This window comes from Nostoc sp. (genome assembly GCF_036917935.1).
In the GTDB taxonomy this organism is placed as follows: Bacteria; Cyanobacteriota; Cyanobacteriia; order Cyanobacteriales; family Nostocaceae; genus Nostoc.
Genome location: NZ_JBALEL010000053.1, coordinates 1 through 20,874 on the forward strand (window position 1 = coordinate 1; position 20,874 = coordinate 20,874).

The 20,874-nt window shown below is 41.1% G+C and carries 21 protein-coding genes; 5 read left to right on the forward strand and 16 right to left on the reverse strand.

The window, feature by feature from the left end; genetic code table 11:
- Window positions 1–339: 339 nt before the first annotated feature.
- The 9 genes from purU to V7K62_RS22795 all read right to left on the reverse strand — a co-directional run bounded on the left by purU (window position 340) and on the right by V7K62_RS22795 (window position 11,196).
- On the reverse strand, window positions 340–1,194 hold the full coding sequence (purU, locus tag V7K62_RS22755; protein ID WP_334868087.1) for a formyltetrahydrofolate deformylase: 855 nt from the start codon (window positions 1,192–1,194) through the stop codon (window positions 340–342).
- 26 nt (window positions 1,195–1,220) lie between these two features.
- Window positions 1,221–1,847 (reverse strand): DUF4340 domain-containing protein, encoded by a 627-nt coding sequence (locus V7K62_RS22760; protein ID WP_334868089.1) that lies wholly within the window; start codon window positions 1,845–1,847, stop codon window positions 1,221–1,223.
- Window positions 1,848–1,890: 43 nt separating this feature from the next.
- Complete coding sequence (locus V7K62_RS22765; protein ID WP_442937326.1) at window positions 1,891–3,636, reverse strand: GldG family protein; 1,746 nt, start codon at window positions 3,634–3,636, stop codon at window positions 1,891–1,893.
- A gap of 225 nt (window positions 3,637–3,861) precedes the next feature.
- The gene (locus V7K62_RS22770) at window positions 3,862–4,674 is read right to left on the reverse strand and encodes an ABC transporter permease (RefSeq protein ID WP_334868091.1); all 813 of its coding nucleotides are present in this window, start codon (window positions 4,672–4,674) and stop codon (window positions 3,862–3,864) included.
- Window positions 4,675–5,685 carry an ABC transporter ATP-binding protein gene (locus V7K62_RS22775; RefSeq protein WP_334868093.1) on the reverse strand — a complete coding sequence of 337 codons (1,011 nt, stop codon included), beginning with the start codon at window positions 5,683–5,685 and terminating at the stop codon, window positions 4,675–4,677.
- Between the two features lie 320 nt (window positions 5,686–6,005).
- On the reverse strand, window positions 6,006–6,218 hold the full coding sequence (locus V7K62_RS31625; protein ID WP_442937328.1) for a hypothetical protein: 213 nt from the start codon (window positions 6,216–6,218) through the stop codon (window positions 6,006–6,008).
- Window positions 6,219–6,567: 349 nt separating this feature from the next.
- Window positions 6,568–8,304: a diflavin flavoprotein gene (locus V7K62_RS22785; protein WP_334868097.1), complete on the reverse strand. Its 1,737-nt coding sequence runs from the start codon at window positions 8,302–8,304 to the stop codon at window positions 6,568–6,570.
- A gap of 551 nt (window positions 8,305–8,855) precedes the next feature.
- Window positions 8,856–9,368: a phosphate-starvation-inducible PsiE family protein gene (locus V7K62_RS22790; protein WP_334868099.1), complete on the reverse strand. Its 513-nt coding sequence runs from the start codon at window positions 9,366–9,368 to the stop codon at window positions 8,856–8,858.
- A gap of 97 nt (window positions 9,369–9,465) precedes the next feature.
- Window positions 9,466–11,196: a diflavin flavoprotein gene (locus V7K62_RS22795; protein WP_334868101.1), complete on the reverse strand. Its 1,731-nt coding sequence runs from the start codon at window positions 11,194–11,196 to the stop codon at window positions 9,466–9,468.
- Window positions 11,197–11,416: 220 nt separating this feature from the next.
- On the opposite strand from V7K62_RS22795, the gene V7K62_RS22800 reads away from it, so the two are divergent.
- Complete coding sequence (locus tag V7K62_RS22800; RefSeq protein WP_334868103.1) at window positions 11,417–12,376, forward strand: 1-aminocyclopropane-1-carboxylate deaminase/D-cysteine desulfhydrase; 960 nt, start codon at window positions 11,417–11,419, stop codon at window positions 12,374–12,376.
- Between the two features lie 108 nt (window positions 12,377–12,484).
- Window positions 12,485–14,272 carry a GmrSD restriction endonuclease domain-containing protein gene (locus V7K62_RS22805; RefSeq protein ID WP_334868105.1) on the forward strand — a complete coding sequence of 596 codons (1,788 nt, stop codon included), beginning with the start codon at window positions 12,485–12,487 and terminating at the stop codon, window positions 14,270–14,272.
- A 42-nt stretch (window positions 14,273–14,314) separates the two neighbouring features.
- On the opposite strand, the gene V7K62_RS22810 is transcribed toward V7K62_RS22805, so the two are convergent.
- From V7K62_RS22810 to bcp, 5 genes are all read right to left on the reverse strand, one after another.
- On the reverse strand, window positions 14,315–15,496 hold the full coding sequence (locus V7K62_RS22810) for a cysteine desulfurase family protein (RefSeq protein WP_334868107.1): 1,182 nt from the start codon (window positions 15,494–15,496) through the stop codon (window positions 14,315–14,317).
- 5 nt (window positions 15,497–15,501) lie between these two features.
- Window positions 15,502–16,128, reverse strand: coding sequence for a type I restriction endonuclease (locus V7K62_RS22815; protein WP_334868108.1), 627 nt, complete (start codon window positions 16,126–16,128; stop codon window positions 15,502–15,504).
- Between the two features lie 585 nt (window positions 16,129–16,713).
- Window positions 16,714–16,929: a hypothetical protein gene (locus V7K62_RS22820; protein ID WP_442937327.1), complete on the reverse strand. Its 216-nt coding sequence runs from the start codon at window positions 16,927–16,929 to the stop codon at window positions 16,714–16,716.
- Window positions 16,923–17,105 carry a hypothetical protein gene (locus tag V7K62_RS22825; protein ID WP_334868110.1) on the reverse strand — a complete coding sequence of 61 codons (183 nt, stop codon included), beginning with the start codon at window positions 17,103–17,105 and terminating at the stop codon, window positions 16,923–16,925. Before V7K62_RS22825 ends, V7K62_RS22820 begins: the two co-directional genes overlap by 7 nt.
- 67 nt (window positions 17,106–17,172) lie before the next feature.
- A complete protein-coding gene (gene bcp / locus V7K62_RS22830; RefSeq protein WP_334868185.1) occupies window positions 17,173–17,652 on the reverse strand; it encodes a thioredoxin-dependent thiol peroxidase in 480 nt (159 codons plus the stop codon).
- Window positions 17,653–17,739: 87 nt separating this feature from the next.
- Here bcp and V7K62_RS22835 point away from each other — a divergent pair, with 87 nt between their 5' ends.
- From V7K62_RS22835 to V7K62_RS22845, 3 genes are all read left to right on the forward strand, one after another.
- Complete coding sequence (locus V7K62_RS22835; protein ID WP_334868187.1) at window positions 17,740–18,594, forward strand: FAD-binding domain-containing protein; 855 nt, start codon at window positions 17,740–17,742, stop codon at window positions 18,592–18,594.
- Window positions 18,595–18,597: 3 nt separating this feature from the next.
- Window positions 18,598–19,014, forward strand: coding sequence for a hypothetical protein (locus V7K62_RS22840; protein WP_334868112.1), 417 nt, complete (start codon window positions 18,598–18,600; stop codon window positions 19,012–19,014).
- 786 nt (window positions 19,015–19,800) lie between these two features.
- Window positions 19,801–20,121: a hypothetical protein gene (locus V7K62_RS22845; RefSeq protein WP_334868113.1), complete on the forward strand. Its 321-nt coding sequence runs from the start codon at window positions 19,801–19,803 to the stop codon at window positions 20,119–20,121.
- Between the two features lie 42 nt (window positions 20,122–20,163).
- Here the strand turns inward: V7K62_RS22845 and V7K62_RS22850 are convergent, their stop codons facing one another.
- Together V7K62_RS22850 and clpS are read right to left on the reverse strand one after the other, a co-directional pair.
- Entirely contained in the window at window positions 20,164–20,487 is a 324-nt protein-coding gene (locus tag V7K62_RS22850) for a DUF2103 domain-containing protein (RefSeq protein WP_334868115.1), read from the reverse strand.
- Window positions 20,488–20,492: 5 nt separating this feature from the next.
- Entirely contained in the window at window positions 20,493–20,819 is a 327-nt protein-coding gene (gene clpS / locus V7K62_RS22855; RefSeq protein ID WP_094348337.1) for an ATP-dependent Clp protease adapter ClpS, read from the reverse strand.
- Window positions 20,820–20,874: the final 55 nt, after the last annotated feature.

Genomic DNA, 20,874 nt, shown 5'->3' on the forward strand with positions numbered 1-20,874 from the left:
ATAAATTGGGGGACTTTGATTCCAGTTCCCCCCTTTTTAAGGGGGGTTAGGGGGGATCAACAAGTACCTAAAATCACAGCTAAATACTTTTCAAACAACCTCTTATATTCCTTCGGATATAATCTCATGCAATTTCTTGCGCTCGCTCTCTTAGAGGATGTTTGAAAAGTCCTTTTCTTAGTAGCAAAACGTTTTAGATACCCCTAAATCCCCCGATAAATTGGGGGACTTTGATTCCAGTTCCCCCCTTTTTAAGGGGGGTTAGGGGGGATCAACAAGTACCTAAAATCACAGCTAAATACTTTTCAAATAACCTCTTACATTCCTTCGGATAGAAAATCACTCGAATACTACTGTTCTATTTCCGTATACTAATACACGATTTTGTAAGTGCGATCGCACCGCTCTTGCTAATACAACTCTCTCCAAATCTTTGCCTTTTCTCACCAAATCATCAACTTCATCACGGTGACTAACTCGCACCACATCCTGTTCAATAATTGGGCCTGCATCTAAATCAGCAGTGGCATAATGTGCTGTTGCACCAATAATTTTTACACCCCGTTCAAAAGCTCGGTGATAAGGGTTTGCTCCCATAAAAGCTGGTAAAAATGAGTGATGTATATTAATAATTTGCGGAAATTGACTAATAAAATTTGCACTAACAATCTGCATATATTTCGCCAATACAACTAAATCTATTTTGTATTTATGTAGTAATTCTAGTTGTTGGGCTTCTTGTTCTGATTTATTGTCTTTAGTAATAGGAATGTGCTGAAAGTCAATATTAAATTGCTCTGCTACTACCTTTAAATTAGAATGGTTGCTAATAATTAAAGGAATTTCAGCCACAAATTCTTTAGCGCGTTGTCGCCAAATTAAATCAAACAGACAATGGTCTTGCCGACTTACCCAAATAGCAATGCGTGGTACTGTATCAGAAAAACGTATTTCCCACTTAGCGCCTAAAGGTTGAGCTATGGCATTAAATGCCGGGGCAATAAATTCTCGCGGTAAATTGAACCCGTCTAATTGCCATTCAATGCGGGTAAGGAATAACCCAGCAGCAAAATCTGTGTGCTGATCTGCATGGATAATATTACCACCGTTAGAATAGATGAAATTGGCAAATTTCGCCACCAGTCCCCGTTGATCGGGGCAGGAAATCAGCAAAGTTGCTGTCGGATTTGTCATAGTAATATCGCCAGATTTTGAATTAATTATTTGCTGTTTGTCGGAGTTGGCTTAGGAATGGTGAGCGGAGGAAGTTTCTGACTATTATCTACAGGTTGTTTCCACTCTGATAATTCCCGATTCACGGCATTTGCAAAATCTGTAGATACCAACAGCACATTTATATTTCCATCGGGTTTAGTAGCAGGGTCAGTTTGAGCATACAAGAAACGACCGTTAAAGTTAGATTTCCCCAAAATTAACTGATGGCTTTGTCGGTTTTTCAGGGTGATATTAATAGTTGCTTGGGGTGGATCTAAGGCAAATTCTTCAAGCTGTTTTGCTGGAGTTGATAAAGTACGCTCGCTATTACCTTTGACCAACAAATCCATTAAATAAGAAACAATAGCGTCATTTGCTGGGCCCGATATCGGAGATTTGATTAACCACTTGGGGTTACTAGAAGATTCAGAGCTACGTTCCAGATTCAGGGTGAGTTTTTTTGTCTTGACTGTTAAAGACTGCACATCATTTTCCCCAAAAGAGAAAATTTTCTGCTTTTGCTCTTTAATTTCTTCTCGTTGAGTTGCACCCCGAATTTCATAGAAGTAAACAAAGCCACCTAAACCCAGCGCTAGCAGTATCAAAATTAAAGTCGTTCGCGGCAATTTCATTTTTTAATCATTTGTCATTGGAACTGAGGGAGAATTCCTAACTCTAACGTCGTTTCCACCAAATAATAACTGCGATCGCAAACCCAATTAAGGGTAAAACCAACAAAGACGACAATATCAAAAGATTAGCTTGGGTAGTAGTCAGAGTTATCCGACGGTTTTTCGGTTCTTTGGGGCGAATGGAAAGAGGTTGCTTCTCCTGTTTACTCAGCCAAGTAACTGAGTTGAGGAATACATCTCCATTTAGTTGCTGTTGAAACAAACCATCGGTGGCGAAATTAGAATTTCCTAAAACCACTAACCGAGACTCGGCGGCTGTTTGAGATGATGGAGTAGGGGAAGATGGAGGAGATGTGGGAGTAGGGGAAGCTTTGCCTTGGGTAGTTGGTGATGGCAGGGGTAACGCTTGCGGAGTCTTGGGGGAGGGGGAAGGAGTAGGGCTAGTCTTGCTTTGGGTGGTTGGTGATGGCAGAGGTGAAGGTGTCGGTGAAGCTTGGGGAGTGGAAGCAGATTTAGCTACTTGTTTTCTTGTTAAAGCAACACCCAATGTCAGAGGCCCTTTCAGGTCTTTATCTGCATTAAACTCCAATTTTTCGCTTTTGAGGTCGCTTTCTGCCCAACTGCTGGGGTAGGGTTTGGTTCGTAGTAGTGGAGTCGCCTCCACACCAGGTACAGAGGTAATTTCCAGTGGTCGGGCAATCGGATAAAAAGAATTGCCGTTACCGAAATCTTTGGTAATTGGATGTTGTCCGTATTCTGTTACTAAGGGCGCAGCAGGGCCAAGTCCCACGACGCTTTCGCCAGAGACATCGACTGCTAAACGATTATCCAGACTAACACCCCACTCTTGTAGCAAGCTGTTAAGCTTGGGATCGGTATTAGGATCAATCATCAGCAGTAAGTTACCACCGCGATTAAGATATTCTTGCAAAGCTTTGACTTCACCCTCAAACAGTCCTCGCTTGGGGCCAGCTACTATCACTACAGCTGCATCTTGAGGAACTTTGGAAGTTTCTCCTAAATTCAACGGTGATGTTGTAAAGTTTTTATCGCCTAATCCCTGAACCGCTTGCGATATTGCACCTTTACCAGCCGAGAGTTGGCGTTCGCCATGACCTTGCAGTAAGTAAACTTTGGCTGTGGTTGAATTTGTTAGTTGTTGCAGGCGACTAGTTAATCTGATTTCCGACAGGCGCTCATTTTCATTTACTGTCTGTACTAATTGCCGTTTATCGCCAGATTCTAAATAAACTTCCCCATAATCTTTAACGCCAAACTTTTCTGCAATTCCTGGTCTAGCTTGGGGGTCGATATACTCATATTTAAATTTTGAGCTTTGCCGCTGATAATTTTCTAGCAGTTCTCGGTCTTGGGGATTCTGGTTAATATCAAATACCCACACTTTAACCGGCTGTGGTAAGACACTCACTAATTCCCGTGACTGGGGCGCAAGGGTAAACAATTGAGCCTCTGTTAAGTCTGCCCGTGAGTGATAACGAGTTCCCAAAAAGTTAATCAATCCCAAAATGGCCAATACTGCCAGAGTTGCTACTACGGCATTAGTCCCAGCTTGGGTAGAACGACGGTTCCACCAGTTACTCTGATAGCTTTGCCATATTATCCCCAATCCACTGATAACAATTCCTGTAATTATAAATGCTAATGGAATTAATCCCCACTGTTCAGAGATTAATCCAACTGTTAAGCCGACAGTAATTAGGAACGGGCCCAACCAAAATAGATATTTCCACAGTTTCTTTTCTGCAACTATCTTCATGTTATTTGTCATTTGTCATTTGTAAAAAACTAGTGATATCATGTCCGCTTGATTGCTTATTAAACCCGAATAACCCCACCCCCAACCCCCTCCCCGCAAGCGATGAGGGGGCTATGATTACCTTGGAAACGCTATAAATGCAATCAAAATAATCATTAACGAACTAGCACCCAAATTCAACTCCTACCTAAACTCAATTGGCAATGTACCAGATGACAAATGACAAATGACCAATAATTACTGCCTTTGAAAGCGCAGTGCATCAATTGATTGAGCGGTAAGAAAGATGCCCAAAAAAATGTAACTGGCGAATAAAATTAAGGTGCTGGTATCGAAAATGCCTTGGATTAATGTGTTGTAATGTTTCAGTAACGACAGATAACCTAAAGCTTCGCCCACTGGGCCAGGGACAATTTTGGCGATTAAATCAATCAATAACAATAATAAGATTACTGCAAAGGTGAGAACGGCAGACAAAATTGTGCTGTCTGTTAATGAGGAAATAAACATTCCTACAGATAAAATTGCCGCTGCTAGTAAGATTAATCCCAAATGACCCAGCAAGGGAATTGAGGGTGTCATTGGTGGATTTGAGCCGCTAATTGCGATCGCTTCCAACACTAGCATGGGTACAACCATTGTGGTAAAAAATGTGATCGCGCCTAATAATTTACCTACAGCTACCGCCCAATTGGTGATTGGTGACGTGGCTAACAGTTCTAAAGTGCCCCGCTTCCGTTCTTCGGCATAGAGTCCCATTGAGAGTATTGGCAGGATAAACAACAATAGCCATCCCATACGATCTAAAAATGCTCGAACAAATTCGTAGGGGACATCTATCGGTGGTACTGGTACTCCCTGTTGTTGCCCTTGTGAATCTATTGCCGCGACTCCTACCAAAATGCCGTCTGGCCCTAGCAAAATCATCACGAAGAATAACCCCGCGATGAACCAAAATATGCCTGCGATCGCATAAGCTAAAGGCGATACAAAATAACTCTGTAATTCTCGGCGATAAATGGCAATAATATTACTCAGCACTATACCCATTTACGCTGCCTCTCCTTCGTTGTCTGCTGCTAAGTCTACATCAGGATCGAAATTCTTTTCTTCTGTGGTCAGTTGCAAGAATACATCTTCTAAGGTGGCGTTAACCCGCCGCAGTTCATGTAAACCGAATCCTGCACGCACTAATGTTGTGGCAATATCGCGTCCTGGTTCTTTTCCCGCTTGCGATATCACCCGCAGGTAAGCGCGGTTTTCCTGCGGTTGATGGCCGTGCATTGCCGCTGTCGGAATTGATTCTATCAGACTCACACCTGCGACTTTTTGCAATACCTGTTTTGCTAGGGCTGCTTCTCCTTCTATTTCCAACTCATATCCTGAGCCACCTGTCAACTGTGCCATTAGATTATCTGGTGTATTAGTTGCCACAACTTTACCGCGATTGATAATGGCGACGCGGCTACAAGTCATGCTCACTTCTGGCAAAATGTGCGTGGAAAGAATAACTGTGTGAGTACCAGCGAGGCTTTTAATTAAATTCCGCACCTCAATTATTTGTCGAGGATCGAGTCCGACGGTGGGTTCATCCAAAATGATCGCTGGTGGATCGTGGACGATCGCTTGAGCAATTCCTACCCTTTGGCGATATCCTTTAGAGAGTTTGCGAATAATCACCCGTCGCTTATCTTCTAAGTTGCAGCGTTCGATGGCGGCTGTTACCTTGTTGGGGCGATCGCCTGCTGATACTCCCTTAATTCGGGCGACAAAATGCAAAAATCCCTCTACCGTCATCTCTGGATATAACGGCGGTGTTTCGGGTAAATAACCAATTCGTTGGCGCACAGCCAAGGAATTTTCATGGACATCATAACCAGCAATCCGGGCATTACCATTTGTTGCCGGTAAATAACCAGCCAGAATCCGCATGGTTGTGGTTTTACCAGCGCCATTGGGGCCGAGAAGCCCTAAAATTTCCCCAGGTTCGACGCTAAAAGTGACATCAGTAATCGCTGGGGTGGAACCGTATATTTTACTCAGATGTTCAACTTCGATCATCGGTATAGTGGCGATCGCAATTTATAAGATACCCAACAATCTTAGATCACGATTTTGGGTATGGGCGATTGGCACTAAGATTGGCCGACAATGGGTAAAGTTCCTGAAAAACTTAACCACCGAGCAAGCTCCCCTATTAGGGAAAGGGGAAAAATCAAAGCTTCTCTCCTTGTAAGGCTACGGTATACGCACAAGTCTAAAAAAGCTCGATTTCCCATTATTCTCTCGTTTATCTCGTTATCTCGTATCTCGTTCCCATGCAGAGCATGGGAATGGCTTATTAGGGGCTGCTGCCTCCAGTCAGACATTGAGTCAGAGACTCAATGAATGCATTCCCAGTCGGAGGCTGGGAATGAGGAAACAATAGCATTGTCAGTCGAAACAATGGCATTGTTAGCCGAAACAATGGCATTGTCAGTCGAAACAATGGCATTGTCAGTCGAAACAATGGCATTGTTAGCCGAAACAATGGCATTGTCAGTCGAAACAATGGCATTGTCAGCCGAAACAATGGCATTGTCAGTCGAAACAATGCCATTGCAACTCTAAAAGACTGGTGTGTAAGTAGGTAGGCACAAATAAACCTAACTATGTAACGAAAAGTAAAAGCGGTAAAAACCTTGCGATTGCTTGTCTACGACACGCTACGCGAACACTCCACTCCGTTGCGTACCCTGCGGGAACGCCAAGGGCGAACGCAATGACATAGTTATAAATTTTCCCGCCCACCTACTTTACTTACCTGACTTTTCACGTTATGTAGGAAAGCCCACGAAAAACCTAACCCCCTTCCCGACGCGGGAAGGGGGAAAACTCAAAGTCTCTCTCCTTTTAGGAGAGAGAAATAGAAGTGAGGTTTTTTAAATACCGTAAAAAGTCAGGTTAATAATAACTGCCAGATTTGCGATGCTCCAAAGCGGTGACACCATCATTTTCCAACACTTCACCATGATTGATGACGGCATAAATTAACCATCTATCGCCACATTCAAGTTGATTTTGCACTGTACATTCTAAATAGGCTAATGCCTCATTCAAAATCAAACAACCATTAAGAGCTGTTTGTGTGGCAAGATTTGCAAAGGGATTATCTCCTAAAGTGCTATGACGAGAAAAATAGCGTCGCACATTTCTTCCTTCTTTGAGGATATTCAGCACAAAATTATCACCAGGATGATGCATTAAATCTGCATTTTGCTCGTTAGCGATCGCAATCATAATTCCTGGCGGGTTAAAAGTTGCCTGGGATACCCAAGAAGTTAAAACCCCTTTGTGAGTTTCTTCATCACGAGTTGTCACAACACACAGAGAACCAATGATCCGCCCCACCGCTTGTTCGGTACGATCTACATGGGTTTCTGTCACAACCTGACGGGAAGTCCGCAATTTTTTGATTTTCTTCAAGTTTTGGGCAAAGGAAGCACCTGCTTCTTGACACTGCTGGAGAATCTCAGGAGTAGGGCTAAAACGCACCCGAATTGTTTCAAATCCTAGTTGATAATTTGCATCTTTAAGTTTACTTTCGATTAAATCTATTGCCTCTCCACTCCAACCGTAGGAACCAAACACCCCTGCTAACTTAGTTTTAGCCGCCACCGAGAGAACTATTCCTAAAGCAGTTTGAATTTGAGTCGGTGCATGGCCGCCTAAAGTAGGTGAGCCGATAATTAAGCCATCGCAGGTTTCTACAATGCGGTTAATCTCCGCAGAGTCTGCTAGTTCACAGTTGATTGATTCCACATTAATTCCATTTTGAATCAAACCTTGAGCGATCGCATTCGCCAGAATTGCTGTATTCCCATAAGCAGAAGCATAAAGCAAAGCGACACTCAATTCTTGAGATTTTTGCCCTTGACACCATTGACGGTAATCATAGGTAAAACGACTCAGGCTGTAACGAACAACCGGGCCGTGTGCTGGGGCATAACATCTGGCTCCCAAAAGCGATATTTTATCTAAGGCTACTTCAACTTGTTTGGCTTGGGGTGCATGGAGACATTCAAAATAGTAACGACGTTCCGCATCTAATCCCTTCCAATCTTCATCAAACAAAGTATCTTCGCAAATATGAGCGCCGAAAAGTTTGTCTGTGTAGAGAATTTTTGTTCCGGGATCATAAGTACAAAGTCCATCCGCCCAGCGAGGAGTTGGTACGGTGATAAATGATAAAAGATGTCCTTGTCCTAAATCTAAAGTATCCTGCGATCGCACCGCTTGAATACGTGATTCCCATTGGGGAAAGGCGGTTTTTAGAGCATTAGCGGCGGGGCGAGAACAAATTATAGTGGCTTGAGGAACCTGAGAGAGCAATACTTGCAGAGTTGATCTGCGGTTGGGGTTGACATGACTCAGAACAATGTAATCTAGGGTAGTGAAGTCTAGATGTTGTGCAAGTTGCTGAAGGTAAATTTCGGTAAAAGATTCGCCAGGAGGGTCAATTAAAGCCTTTTTATCAGCTTGAATCAGATAAGAATTCGCTGTAGTTCCCCGTTGGCGGGAATACTCCACTTCAAATTTTAATCTGTCCCAAGTCCGCGATCGCAAAATCAGAGTATTTTTACCAATTTCAACAACTTGTACATCTCTGCTATGGTTGGGCGTTAATGTGACAGCAGACATAATAACCTCTCTTAATCATGGGATACTGGGCATTGAGAATTGGGCATTGGGCATTGTCTCCCTCATCTTCCATTACTCCTAACTCCTAACCTCGACTTTATCCATTTGTTGGCAACGCTCAAGCCGACGCTGAAACCTTTGTGGGACGGTAGTTTTACTTTTTAAACTTATCGCTAATTTGTGACTTGGAAAAAGTATTTGTTAAAAAGCCAGGGTTTTTGCCAGATAAAGAAAAGCGAGTTCTTAATTTTGGATAAAGTCGAGCTAATATCATGTTCGGATAATTATAGCGGTTCTCGGTTCAGTGAGGTACAAGAACCCCACCCCCAACCCCCTCCCCGCTCTTCGATAGGGGGCTATGATGTACCTCATCTGGTTAGGAAACGCTATAGTTATGATTTCTACTGTCATTGCACCCACCCTTTAATCCCCTCCTCGCTTGCGGGGAGGGGAGACGAAGCGTAGCTTTGGCGGGGTGGGGTTCTTCTCTTCCGATTTAAGTAAGTAATCAGGCGAACATGATATAACTCCCTATTCCCCACTCCCTACTCTTAATGACTATTAGTTTGTGTTAATTCAGACTTGGCTCGGTTTCTATAGCGTTTAGATGCTTCTTGTTCCGGGTCGATACCTTCAAAGGTCGGGGGTAGCCAAACTCTGAGGAACAGTAGTATTCCCAGCACTAATAAAAAGGCACAAGTTGCTAAAACTTGACTCCAACTTGTTTCTAGAACACCTTTAACAATGACTTCTCGCAAAGCAGAAACAATGGAAACTTCAACAGCTACCCCAATAGATACTCGATGTTCCTGTAGATAAATAATCAGCAGTCTGAATAACTCAACTAAAATGAGTAAAAAGAGAATATCGGCAGTAACAGCATGAAAATCTAGAGGCGGAAGTAAGGAGAGAAACATATCTCTCACCTGAAGCACCATGAAGCTAAATAAACCGATACACAAAGAAATTACAATTATATCTTGAATAAATTCCAAGGAGCGCACGACGCGCCCCCGATTTATTTCGTACATGCTAATTGGGGTATTTTCAGGAGATTTATACATAGCTTTTGGGAGACACGATTAATCGCGTATAAGAGTGGGTAGAGACGCGATTAATCGCGTCTGTTGGAGAGCAAGGGGGAAATAACCAATGCCCCATTTAGTAATGATTGCCAATTTTGCGGTGATGGGCGGCGGTAAGTGCATTTAGCTTGGCAACTCTTCCAGTTTGGACTGTGCTATAAATTACCCAATGATCTCCACAATCCATGCGGCTAGTAATTTCACATTCCATGTAAGCTAAAGCTTCAGCTAAAACGGGCGATTCATTTTTTGCTGGATATGTTTTCACTCCAGCAAAGCGGTCTGCACCAGGAGCAAAACGTTTCAGGAAATGTTTCATTAATCCTTGATATTTGCCTTCTTCTAAAACGTTTAAAACGAAGCGATCGCCAACGTGCATCAAGGATTCAATTGCTCGATCTTTGGATACTGCGATCGCTACTCCTAAAGGCTCAAGACTCGCTTGTGTCACCCAAGAAGCAAACATTGCACTCTGAATTTCTCCTTTTTTGGCGGTGATGATGTATAATCCTGTGCTAATCCGCCCTAAAGCTTTCTCTAGCTCGCTATTGATAGATTTGATTTGTTTAATGGTGCGATCGCGGGTTAACCATTGACCGATATCTGTCCCCGCTTCATCACAAAGCTGTTCCGTTGCTTGGGTAGGAATTTCCTTAACTAAGATAGGAGGAAAAGCTTCAGTTAATCCCAGTTCTTGAAACTTATTACGTAAAGGATAAACAGGTTCATCTTCTCCACCTCCTGACTCTAATAAACCAATTGCCTGTTTCTTGTGAACAGCAGCTAAAATTGTACTTAAAGCAGCTTGAATCATCACCGAAGATTGCGGTGGCATTGCAATTACTAAACCAGAAGATTGTGCAACTAATTCTCGAACTTCTTGAGGCTCGGCACTATTGAGGTCTACTAATTCTACTGCCACGCCTGTTTTCGCGCATCCATGCGCTATGGTACGGACTAAATGTTCGCTATGCCCGTAATCTTCAACATAAAATAGAGCCACTAATGTTTCTATTTTTGCTTGTTCTAAACTCCAGTTTTGATACCGTCCAAGCCATTCGGAGATATAGTGTTGTAATAAAGGCCCATGTCCCGTCGCAACTGTGACTATTTCTAACTTTTCAATCCGTTTTAAAGCTGCCAAGACAGATCGGGCATTGGGGCCCATGAGACAATCATAGTAATAGTGAAAATCTTCCTCTATTGAAGTAATATTTTCATCATAAGTGTGGTCATCACAGTAGTGCATCCCAAACACATCACAGGTGTAGAGAGTGCAGGTTTTGTGATCATAAGTCAAGATTGTATCAGGCCAGTGTAAGTTAGGTGCAGAGATAAATTCTAATTCGTGTCCGTCGCCTAAATCTAATCGCTCTCCACTTTTCACCTGCATTGATTTAAAAGGCTGGTGAACCATATTTTCTAAAAATTGAATAGCTACCTTTGCACCAACAACAGTAATAGAGGGAGCTAATTGCAAAATATTTTTTACTAATCCACTGTGGTCGGGTTCCGTGTGGCTGATAATCAAGTAATCTATTTTAGTCGGATCAATTAATCCCAGCAGTATCTCAAGATATAATTCCTCAAACTTGCGGTGAGATGTGTCAACTAAGGCAACTTTTTCTCCCTGAATTAAGAAAGAATTATAGGTCGTACCATTCCGTAAACCAAACTCGATATCAAAACGTTCTCTATCCCAGTCAAGACAACGGATAGCAGTCGTTTGAGGAGCAATTTCAACAGTTTGAATCGTCAAACGTCCTGGATTGGAAATAACTTGAGTAAGCTGTGTGAGTGCAACCATTTCTTTTCTCCAAAAAGAATATTATCTGGAGCGAGTGTTATGTTCCTTATATTTACCTGAAAAACTCAATTAGTAAAATGCCAATTTCTAAAGCTAATCATCAGAAAGATTTATCCATCATTTTGATTGACTTACCATTGAATTACTCAATGTTTATCATTACTTTTATGTTCAAGAATGAACGTGAGAAAATGTAAATTCTAAGTTAGAATGTTGACACATGTCGTTAACCTTTTTTCCTCCTCCTCTACAACAAATCAACAGCGAAATCGCCCGTCGCGCAGATGTTGATCTGTATGTGCTGCGCCTCGATCTCATGCACCCGTGCGTTAACGGCAACAAGTGGTTTAAGCTGAAATACAATCTTCTGGAGGCTAAGGAGAAAAATTTCACGACACTGCTAACCTTTGGCGGCGCTTATTCCAATCACATCTATGCAACTGCGGCGGCTGGTAATCTTTTCGGTTTTCGTACCATTGGCGTAATTCGTGGAGAGGAAAGGCTACCGCTGAATCCTACGCTGAGTTTTGCTGTACAACAGGGTATGCAGCTTGTATACCTGAACCGCGAGATGTATCGACAGCGCAACACCCCAGCGCTACAAGAATATCTGCGACAACGTTTCGGTGAGGTGTTTATCATTCCCGAAGGTGGTAGTAATTTAAATGGTGTGCGCGGCTGCACAGAGATCATTGGTAATGCGATGCCTACGCCTGGCTACGCCTACGCATTTGATCATATATGCGTAGCTTGTGGTACAGCTACCACACTAGCAGGAATTGCGCTTTCGTTGGATCAAAGGCAAAGAGCGATCGCTTTTCCAGTATTGAAAAATGGGGCATTTCTGGCACAAGAAATCGAAAGTCTGCTGACAAATTACCTCGCCTCTGGTTTACCCGTACTATATAGTTCTCCGGCTTCCTGGGAATTGGTATGTGATTACCACTTTGGCGGCTATGCAAAGGTGAACGACGATCTGCTACTGTTCAGCCAGCAGTTCACACAAGAACATGGCGTACCCCTTGATTACGTATATACCGCCAAAATGTTTTACGGAGTGATGGATTTACTAAAACAGGGATTTTTTAGTAGAGGCAATTCCTTGTTGCTAGTACACACAGGCGGCTTGCAGGGCAACGTTGGCATGGAAGAAAGATTGCAGAGATTTTCTAAAATCTGAGTTGCCACTTAATTAAATATCAGTTAGCTTTGTATGGAATTTTACTTGTTTTAGTAAAATTCACACACAAATCTTGATATTTACTCAAACTTAGGTAAGGTTAATTCAATGTTTACATCTACTGAACGCATTAAGACAGATTCTCAGAGTATTGCTTTCTATCTGGAAAATCTTCTATCAAACAAGTATCAAATTCCAACTTTTCAAAGAGATGTTGTCTGGGAAAAAGAGAACGTTAAAAAACTTTGGGATAGTATTTATAAATTTTATCCTTTGGGAAGTATTCTAATTTGGAAAACTAATACAAAGCTAGAAAGTCATAGAGAAATAGGTGGTATAAAATTTGCTGATAATTTTTACTCTAATGAATACCAATATATTTTAGATGGACAACAAAGAACAACTTCTTTATTAACATCAATACATGGGGGCAAGGGTAAAATTGCTAATAACGAAAACTTTGATCCAACACTATATATAGATTTGACTATTGAACTTACTGATGCAACTGATGACACAAGCTATGTAAAAAGGTTCTTGTTTTGGGACGAAATAGATGATAAAGATGGTCAGCTTAAAGCAAATCTTGGGAAAAAACAACGTTATCAAGATAACCTAATTATCAAGTTAACAGATATAATTAAAGATTATGGAAAAATAGAAAACAATATTTATGTAAGTGTTAATGGAAAATACGATCATCCTTACATGCAACAATTAAGGAGAATTAGGGATGTTTTTGCTTATTACAAAATCTCCTTTATTGAATTACGCGGTATTGAAGTTGCAGAAGTTTGTCAAATATTTGAGCGGATTAATCAAGCTGGCAAACCCTTGGATATCTTTGATATTGTGGTAGCTAAAACTTTTCGTCCTGAAAATAAGACAAATAATATCTCTGGGTTCTATCTTCGGGAATTATTTGATAAATTTAAAAAAACTATTTCTAGTAGTCAATATGCCAGTATTGATAATTGGACATTGCTCCAGATACTAGCTGTAGTAGTAAAACTTACATTTCCTGATGCAGGGATACAAAATATTACTGATAGATATCTCAATGAGCTAAAAACAGAACATATTGAAGCTGTATGGTCTGATTTTAAAATAGCAGTTGCTAAAACTTTTGATTTCTTTGATAATATTTTGCATATTAAGGGTGGAAGATTAATCCCTTACCGATATTTATACCTGACTATCACAGCATACTTTTATCGGAATGATAAACCAGATTATAGTTTTTTAAATAAGTATTTTTGGTATTATAGTTTTCATAATGCAGATTTACTAACAAACACTACTCAACTCTGGCAACATATAACCTTTGTTAATCAACAAAAGGCTAATAGGACTTACTCATTCAATCAATTTGATATTGATAAGAATTCGATAAGAAAATCTTTTTACAGTTATAGAGGTCGCTTATCCAGAGCAATACTATCACTTTATGCAAACCACAAACCACAAGATTGGGCAAAACCTCATAGAGATGTTTTATCTGATGTTTATTACTTACTAACAGATAAGCCTAACTTGCACCACATATTTCCAGTTAATTTTATTACACACAGTGGCATTGCTAGTCAAATAGAATCTGACAGCTTAATGAATATTGCCTATCTGTCTCAAATAACTAATCTTAAAATTAGCGATAAAAATCCATTAGATTATCTCAAAGAATATGACGAGCCTGGTTTAGAGACAGTCCTACACTCTCATCTTATACCGACGATTATTCTTGAATGGTCAAGAGGCGATGCACTTCCTGAACACGCCCTAAGCATTTTTATTGAAGAAAGGGTAAATCTCTTATTAGAGGCTTTGAGGCTGAAGTTAGAAGGAATTGAATTTAATGTTTTTGATATGGGCGATCGCACCGATAATATCTCTTCCTAAATATGCGATTGCCCAAAAAAGAAGCTTTGCTGGCTTTTATGCTTACCGTTTATTTTGTAAACTTTGAATCGTAGCGATCGCATGTTGCCCCACAACATCAATTTCCTCTTGCGTATTAAACCGTCCAATACCAAACCGCACTGAGGCATAAGCTAGCTGTTCTGAATGTCCCAGTGCTGTGAGAACATGGGAGGGTGCAGTAGTTGCCGACGAGCAAGCAGAACCAGAAGAAACCGCCATTACTGGCTGTAATCCTAGCAAGAGTGCGGCTCCATCCACTCCCTCAACACTGATGCTCAAGTTTCCCGCCAATCGCTCTTGAGGATGTCCGTTGAGATGAATTCCTTCAATTTGCGAAAGCTGTTCCCACAAACTTTCCCTTAACTGGGTGAGGCGTTGGGTTTCTGTTGCTTGTTCAGCCAAAGCGATTTCTACAGCTTTGCCAAAACCGACAATTTGCGGTGTATACAATGTACCAGAACGCATCCCTCGCTCATGTCCACCGCCGTGCTGCTGAGGAGCCAGTTGCACTCTGGGGTTGCGTCTGCGGACGTACAGCGCTCCAATGCCTTTGGGCCCATATACTTTATGTGCTGTTAGCGACATCAAATCAATTTTCATCGCTTGCACATCTAAGGGAATTTTACCAATAGCTTGGGCGGCGTCGGTGTGGAAAATGATATTGCGATCGCCTCCAGCAGCGCCTAACCCATCGCGGCACATTTCCCCAATTTCTGCCAAAGGCTGTAACACGCCAATTTCGTTATTTGCAGCCATTACCGATACCAAAATCGTCTCAGGACGTAAAGCTTTTTTTAACTCAGTTAAATCAATCAATCCATCTTTTTGGACAGGGAGAATAGTAATTTCAAAACCGAGACTTTTTAAATAATTACAAGGATCAATAACTGCACTATGTTCAGTTGCAACAGTAATAATATGCTGACCTTTTTTAAAATAAGCTTCGGCAACACCTTTAATAGCTAAATTATTTGCTTCTGTTGCACCACTCGTAAACACAATTTCTTCTGGTGTGGCGTTGATTGCTGCTGCTAAAATTTCTCGCGTTTGCTTCACAGCAGCTTCTGCTTCCCAACCGTAAATATGACTAATACTTGATGGGTTGCCAAATTTTTCTGTGAAGTAGGGTAGCATTGCTGCTAGTACCCGTTCATCTACGGGCGTAGTCGCGTGACAATCAAGGTATATAGGACGAATAGACATAATTATTAACTCAAACTTTGACTCAAATTTTTTAATACACTTAGAACCTGATATAATTCACTTTTTCTCTTCAACATCGTAAATTCATCAGACAATGCATACTTTGGTGTATTTTGTTTAGTCAGTTTTATAAAAATGAAATTACTACCATTTGTTACTAATCCAAAAGTAGGCTTGTCTTGATTAGGATTAGCCAACATATAAACAAGTGCTTGAGGTATGGCTTCTAAAAGAGAAAAGCTAGACCTTTTAGATTCAATTACTAACAACCAAAATTGTTCTTGAATAACTAAAACATCAATTCTACCTCTAATAATTTCTCCTTCATCCTCAGCAGAAATTTCTATTGATTGTTCGCCTCTTATATAAAAAGGCTCATCATAAAATCCAGCTAAATTGAGTAAAGGAGATAAAACTACTAATTTCACCGTTTCTTCTGACAAAGGGGGACGCTTGACCAAACGGAGAAAATGAAGTTTTATTCTGTCTAAATCTGGCTTTTCTAAATCTGTAATTTCTGGTAAATTCTCAAACCATTCGGTGAAGAATGCCTCATCTTCGGCTAGCTGTAGGCTAAATCTTTCTTCCAAATAGGCAAGCCCGATATTTTGTGCTTGGATAAATTGAACCATAATTAATTTTAAAGATGCAGTTTAAATATTATATAGCGCTTCTCGTTTGCGTGAGGTACACCCGTAGGAACTGCCGTGCCCCTACACCCCGTGATTAAATGTTATACCGCATCTGAATGGGAAACGCTATAACACTGTTCTAATATTAGCTTATATAGGAAGAGCAAAGATAATTAACTTAAAACTTGACCTATTTTTTTTAATATATTCAAAAGTTTATATAATTCATTTTCGTGTCTATATAAAGTGAATCTATCAGATAAAGCATACATTGGTTTATCTTGTTTTATCAACTTGATAAATTGGAAATCTTCTCCATTCATTACTAAGGAATATGCAGGATGCTCAGGCTGAGGATTTGCCAACATATAAATCAAAGGTTGAGGAATCGCCTTTGCTAAGAGGTTGTTTTAAAAGTATTTAGCTGTGATTTTAGGCATTTGTTGATCCCCCCTAACCCCCCTTTTTAAGGGGGGAACTGGAATCAAAGTCCCCCTTTTTAAGGGGGGAACTGGAATCAAAGTCCCCCTTTTTAAGGGGGATTTAGGGGGATCTAAAACGTTTTGCTACTAAGAAAAGGACTTTTCAAACATCCTCTAAGGAAAAACTAGACCTCTTAGATTCAATTATCAGTAACCATAGCTGCTCTTGGAGAACCAGCACATCAATCTTACCTTTGATAATTTCTTTAGTCTCTTCAACGTTTAATTCATTATCAATGATAATTTCTTCACTAATTTCTACACTTTCTTCAGTAGCAATATAAAAAGGAGGACGATAAAAACCAGCTAAATCTAGCAAATGATAGCGTTGCTGGTTTCCACATCAATTTCACCATTTAGACCCACTACTTTATTGAAACTGACTAAATCCAACCCTGCCCGGATAATAGCATTAGCTACTTTACCTTCCAGAACTTTTTCAGGATTGGCTGAGTTCAACGCATTGATAATTGCTTGCTCAAATAGGCTGCTCACATCCTGCTTTTTTACTATAAATATGATTCACGTAACATTGCTGTAACTATACCTGCATCCAGTTGCGTTACGTGGCTGCTAATTCCCGTAATTTAGTTAAAACTGCCTGAGCATGACCTTTACTTTTTACATTAGGCCAAGCGTAGACAATAATTTTATCAGGTGAAATTAAAAAAGTTGAACGAGCAACACCCATATATTCTTTGCCCATAAATTTTTTCAATCGCCAAGCGCCGTAGGCTTCTATCAAAAGATGTTCTGGGTCACTTAAAAGGGTGATTGACAAGTTATGTTTGCTGATAAATTTACAATGGGACTTACCCAAATCTGGACTTACGCCTAATATTTTCGCTCCCAGTGCGCTGAAGTCTTGATACAACTCGGTGAAATCTTTTGCTTCGGTGGTACAGCCGGGAGTGTCATCTTTGGGGTAGAAGTAGAGGACAATCCACTGACTGCTGAGGTCGTCGAGAGTGACTGAATTGCCATTTTGGTCAGGGGTGGAAAAATCTGGCGCTGGTTGTCCGACTTGGGGAATATTGCTCATGATGGTGGTGTGAGAGATTGCGATCGCTTTAGAATTGTACATAAGTTGAGTGATGTCTACGCACGTAACCATTCGTATTTGCTGATGATGACTAAAGATATGCAACGCGAATTTACCAACCGCGATGAGTTGGTAGCCTACCTCCGCGAACAATTCCCAGATGCAGCAGAACGCGATGACCACATCAGCGAAACTGTGGGGGGACGCCAAGCGGCACAAGAAGCGCTGCAAAAAATCGACCCCGTAGGCTACGCGCAAACACGTAACTTTTTCACAGGTGCCGTGACGCGACTTTCGCCTTATATCCGCTATGGCGTTTTGAGTTTGCGAGAAATTCGAGATTACGTCCTTGAACGGGTACAGCAACAAGATGATGCTACAAAACTAATTAACGAGTTAGGTTGGCGCGACTATTGGCAACGGTTGTATATAAAGTTAGGGGATGAAATCTGGAAAGACCAGGAAGAGTACAAAACTGGTTATACTGTGGGCGAATATGCACCCGAATTGCCGCAAGATATTAGAGAAGGAACTACAGATAGAGTTTGCATTGACAGTTTCAGTCGTGATTTGAGAGAAACTGGCTATTTACATAACCACGCTCGAATGTGGCTAGCGGCTTACGTTATCCATTGGCGGCGTATTCGTTGGCAAGCAGGAGCCAAGTGGTTTCTTGAACATCTTTTAGATGGAGATCCTGCTAGTAATAATATGTCATGGCAGTGGGTTGCTAGCACTTTTAGTCATAAACCGTATTTTTTCAACCGTGAAAACTTAGAACGTTACACCAAAAACGTTTATTGTCAGAAATGCTCCCTTTATGGTCATTGTGATTTTGAAGGCAGCTATGAAGAATTAGAACAGCGACTTTTTCCCAAAGGCGAATTTAGCAAACAACCTAATAGCCAAAGTTGGCAGCGCGGAAAGAAAAGTAAAAAGTAAAGAATGAATAAACCAATTGTTTGGGTACATGGAGACTGCCTTAGTCCAAATAATCCCGGATTACAAAAATACCCCGATGCCCCAGCTATCTGGGTTTGGGACGAGGCTTTGATAGAGGAATGGCAATTGAGTCTTAAACGTCTGACTTTTATCTACGAATGTTTGCTAGAGTTACCCGTTGTTATCCGCCGTGGCAATGTAGCGCAACAGATTTTAGCTTTTGCTCAAGAATATGATGCTAATTTAGTTGTCACAGCCAATAGTCCCAGTCCCCGGTTTGATGATATCTGTAATCAAATGGAGCCTTCTATAGCAGTGGAAGTGGTAACGGTAGAACCATTTTTTGACTATGAAGGCTATATTGACCTAAAACGGTTTTCGCGCTATTGGAAAGTGGCTCAAAATTATGTCTTTGAATAGACATCTTCAGAAATTACCAGATACGCGACTTCTTGAAAAAGTCGCGTATCTGAGCGGCAACTTTTGCTTAAGTAATATCAAGTCCGCTTAATCAGTTACAATATGTCATTGCGAGTGGAACGTTCGCGTAGCGTCTCGTAGAGAAGCAATCGAAATGACTCTGCGATTACTTCACTTCGCTATCGCTGCGTACCCTACGGGAAGGCTGACGCCAACGTAATGACAAGTATTTAGCCGGACATGATATAAGTGCCATTCGTCTTTAACAATTTAATTTTTATTCAATAAAAATATCGGTTCTTCAGTACCTTTTATGCTAAAGTTCCAGTTAAAAATCTCAAAAGTCTTAGAGGTTGTTTGAAAAGTATTTGGCTGTGATTTTAGGCACTTTGATCCCCCCTAACCCCCCTTAAAAAGGGGGAAACCGGAATCAAATTCCCCCAATTTATCGGGGGATTTAGGGGGATCTAAAACTATTTCATACCGACAATAGGACTTTTCAAACATCCTCTTGCTATACAAGGGAATTATGCTTATTTTCTGACATTATTTTTTAATATTGCCTCTTTCCCCTGTTACCTGTTAAGAGTTCCCTGTTACAGACTGTTAATTTGGCATAATAAGTACTGAAGAACCAAAATATCTAGATTTGCAAAACAACAATTTTTGTTGCATTTGTTTACAGAAACTGCATGACTCTATTGAGCTTTGTAAATGATTTGTATTTCTGTAAGGAATATTCCTTTAGACTGAATTCCAACTGGAAAAATGTGGGAATAAACACAAATGCATTCGTTAAATATATTTTGTCACGAATTTGTAGTTGCTGTTTCCTTTGTAGCTTGCATTATTGGACTGTTGTTACTGTGGGACGGGAAGCAGCAAACAAATGATGTGGAAGAAACAGAGCGAATTCTGTTTAGAATGAGCTTTAGTTACTGGCTAGTTTACTGTGTAGCTTTTGGCATAGAGAAAATAGTTTTACCCGGCTGGGAATCTGTAGTTATGACTTTGAAAATAACTACGGCTCTGTCATATTTCTTAACTTTTTCTTGTATCGTTAGTCTGCCGCTACACAAATTTGCAGTACATCGGGTTGAGGAATAGTTATTAGGGATTGGGCATGGGGCATGGGGCATTGGGGTATGATTAACATCTCATGGCGATCGCTAATGCTGTTTCTAGTTGATCTTGGGGCAAAGTTGTTAAAATAAACACCTCTTGCACCGTCTTCCCCTGCCGGGCGATGACTTTATAGCCTCCCCGAATTGGTACTGAGACGCGCAGTTGCATTTTTGGACAGTGACCTTTTGCCCGCCCAATCACTCCCGGCGTCACGGTTTGGATACCATCGTGCTGACAAAGACGTTCTAAAATAGGGATAAGACCAGAAAGGTGTGTGGAGTGATTCCAAACCAGTCTGGCAGCTTTTTGCGAAGCCCTGCGGAGGGGATCTACGGTGGGTTTGACCATGATGATTAAGCTGCTTCTAGAGGTGCCATTGTCAAACCTGCCCGGCGCAGCTGCTGGTGATAAAGTTCCGCAGGTTCTTGGGGCCCGACCCAGACGATCGCTTGACCTTCATAGTGTACCTGATTAGTCAGATCCCACGCGCGATCGCCACTCATCCCCGGAATATATTTCATCAAACATTCAGACACGTGTTGGAATGTATTAAAATCATCGTTTAATACAATCACTTTGTAATTCGGATAAGTCTTACGGATAACTTGATTAGACCGTTCAGGAGCTATAGTTGGTGCTGTGGACATCCCGTAAACATCTGCTGAAAGTGTCATAACCATACAACAATTGGTCAAGATAATTTTACAAAACTATACTGCAAGTAATTAGTTTAGT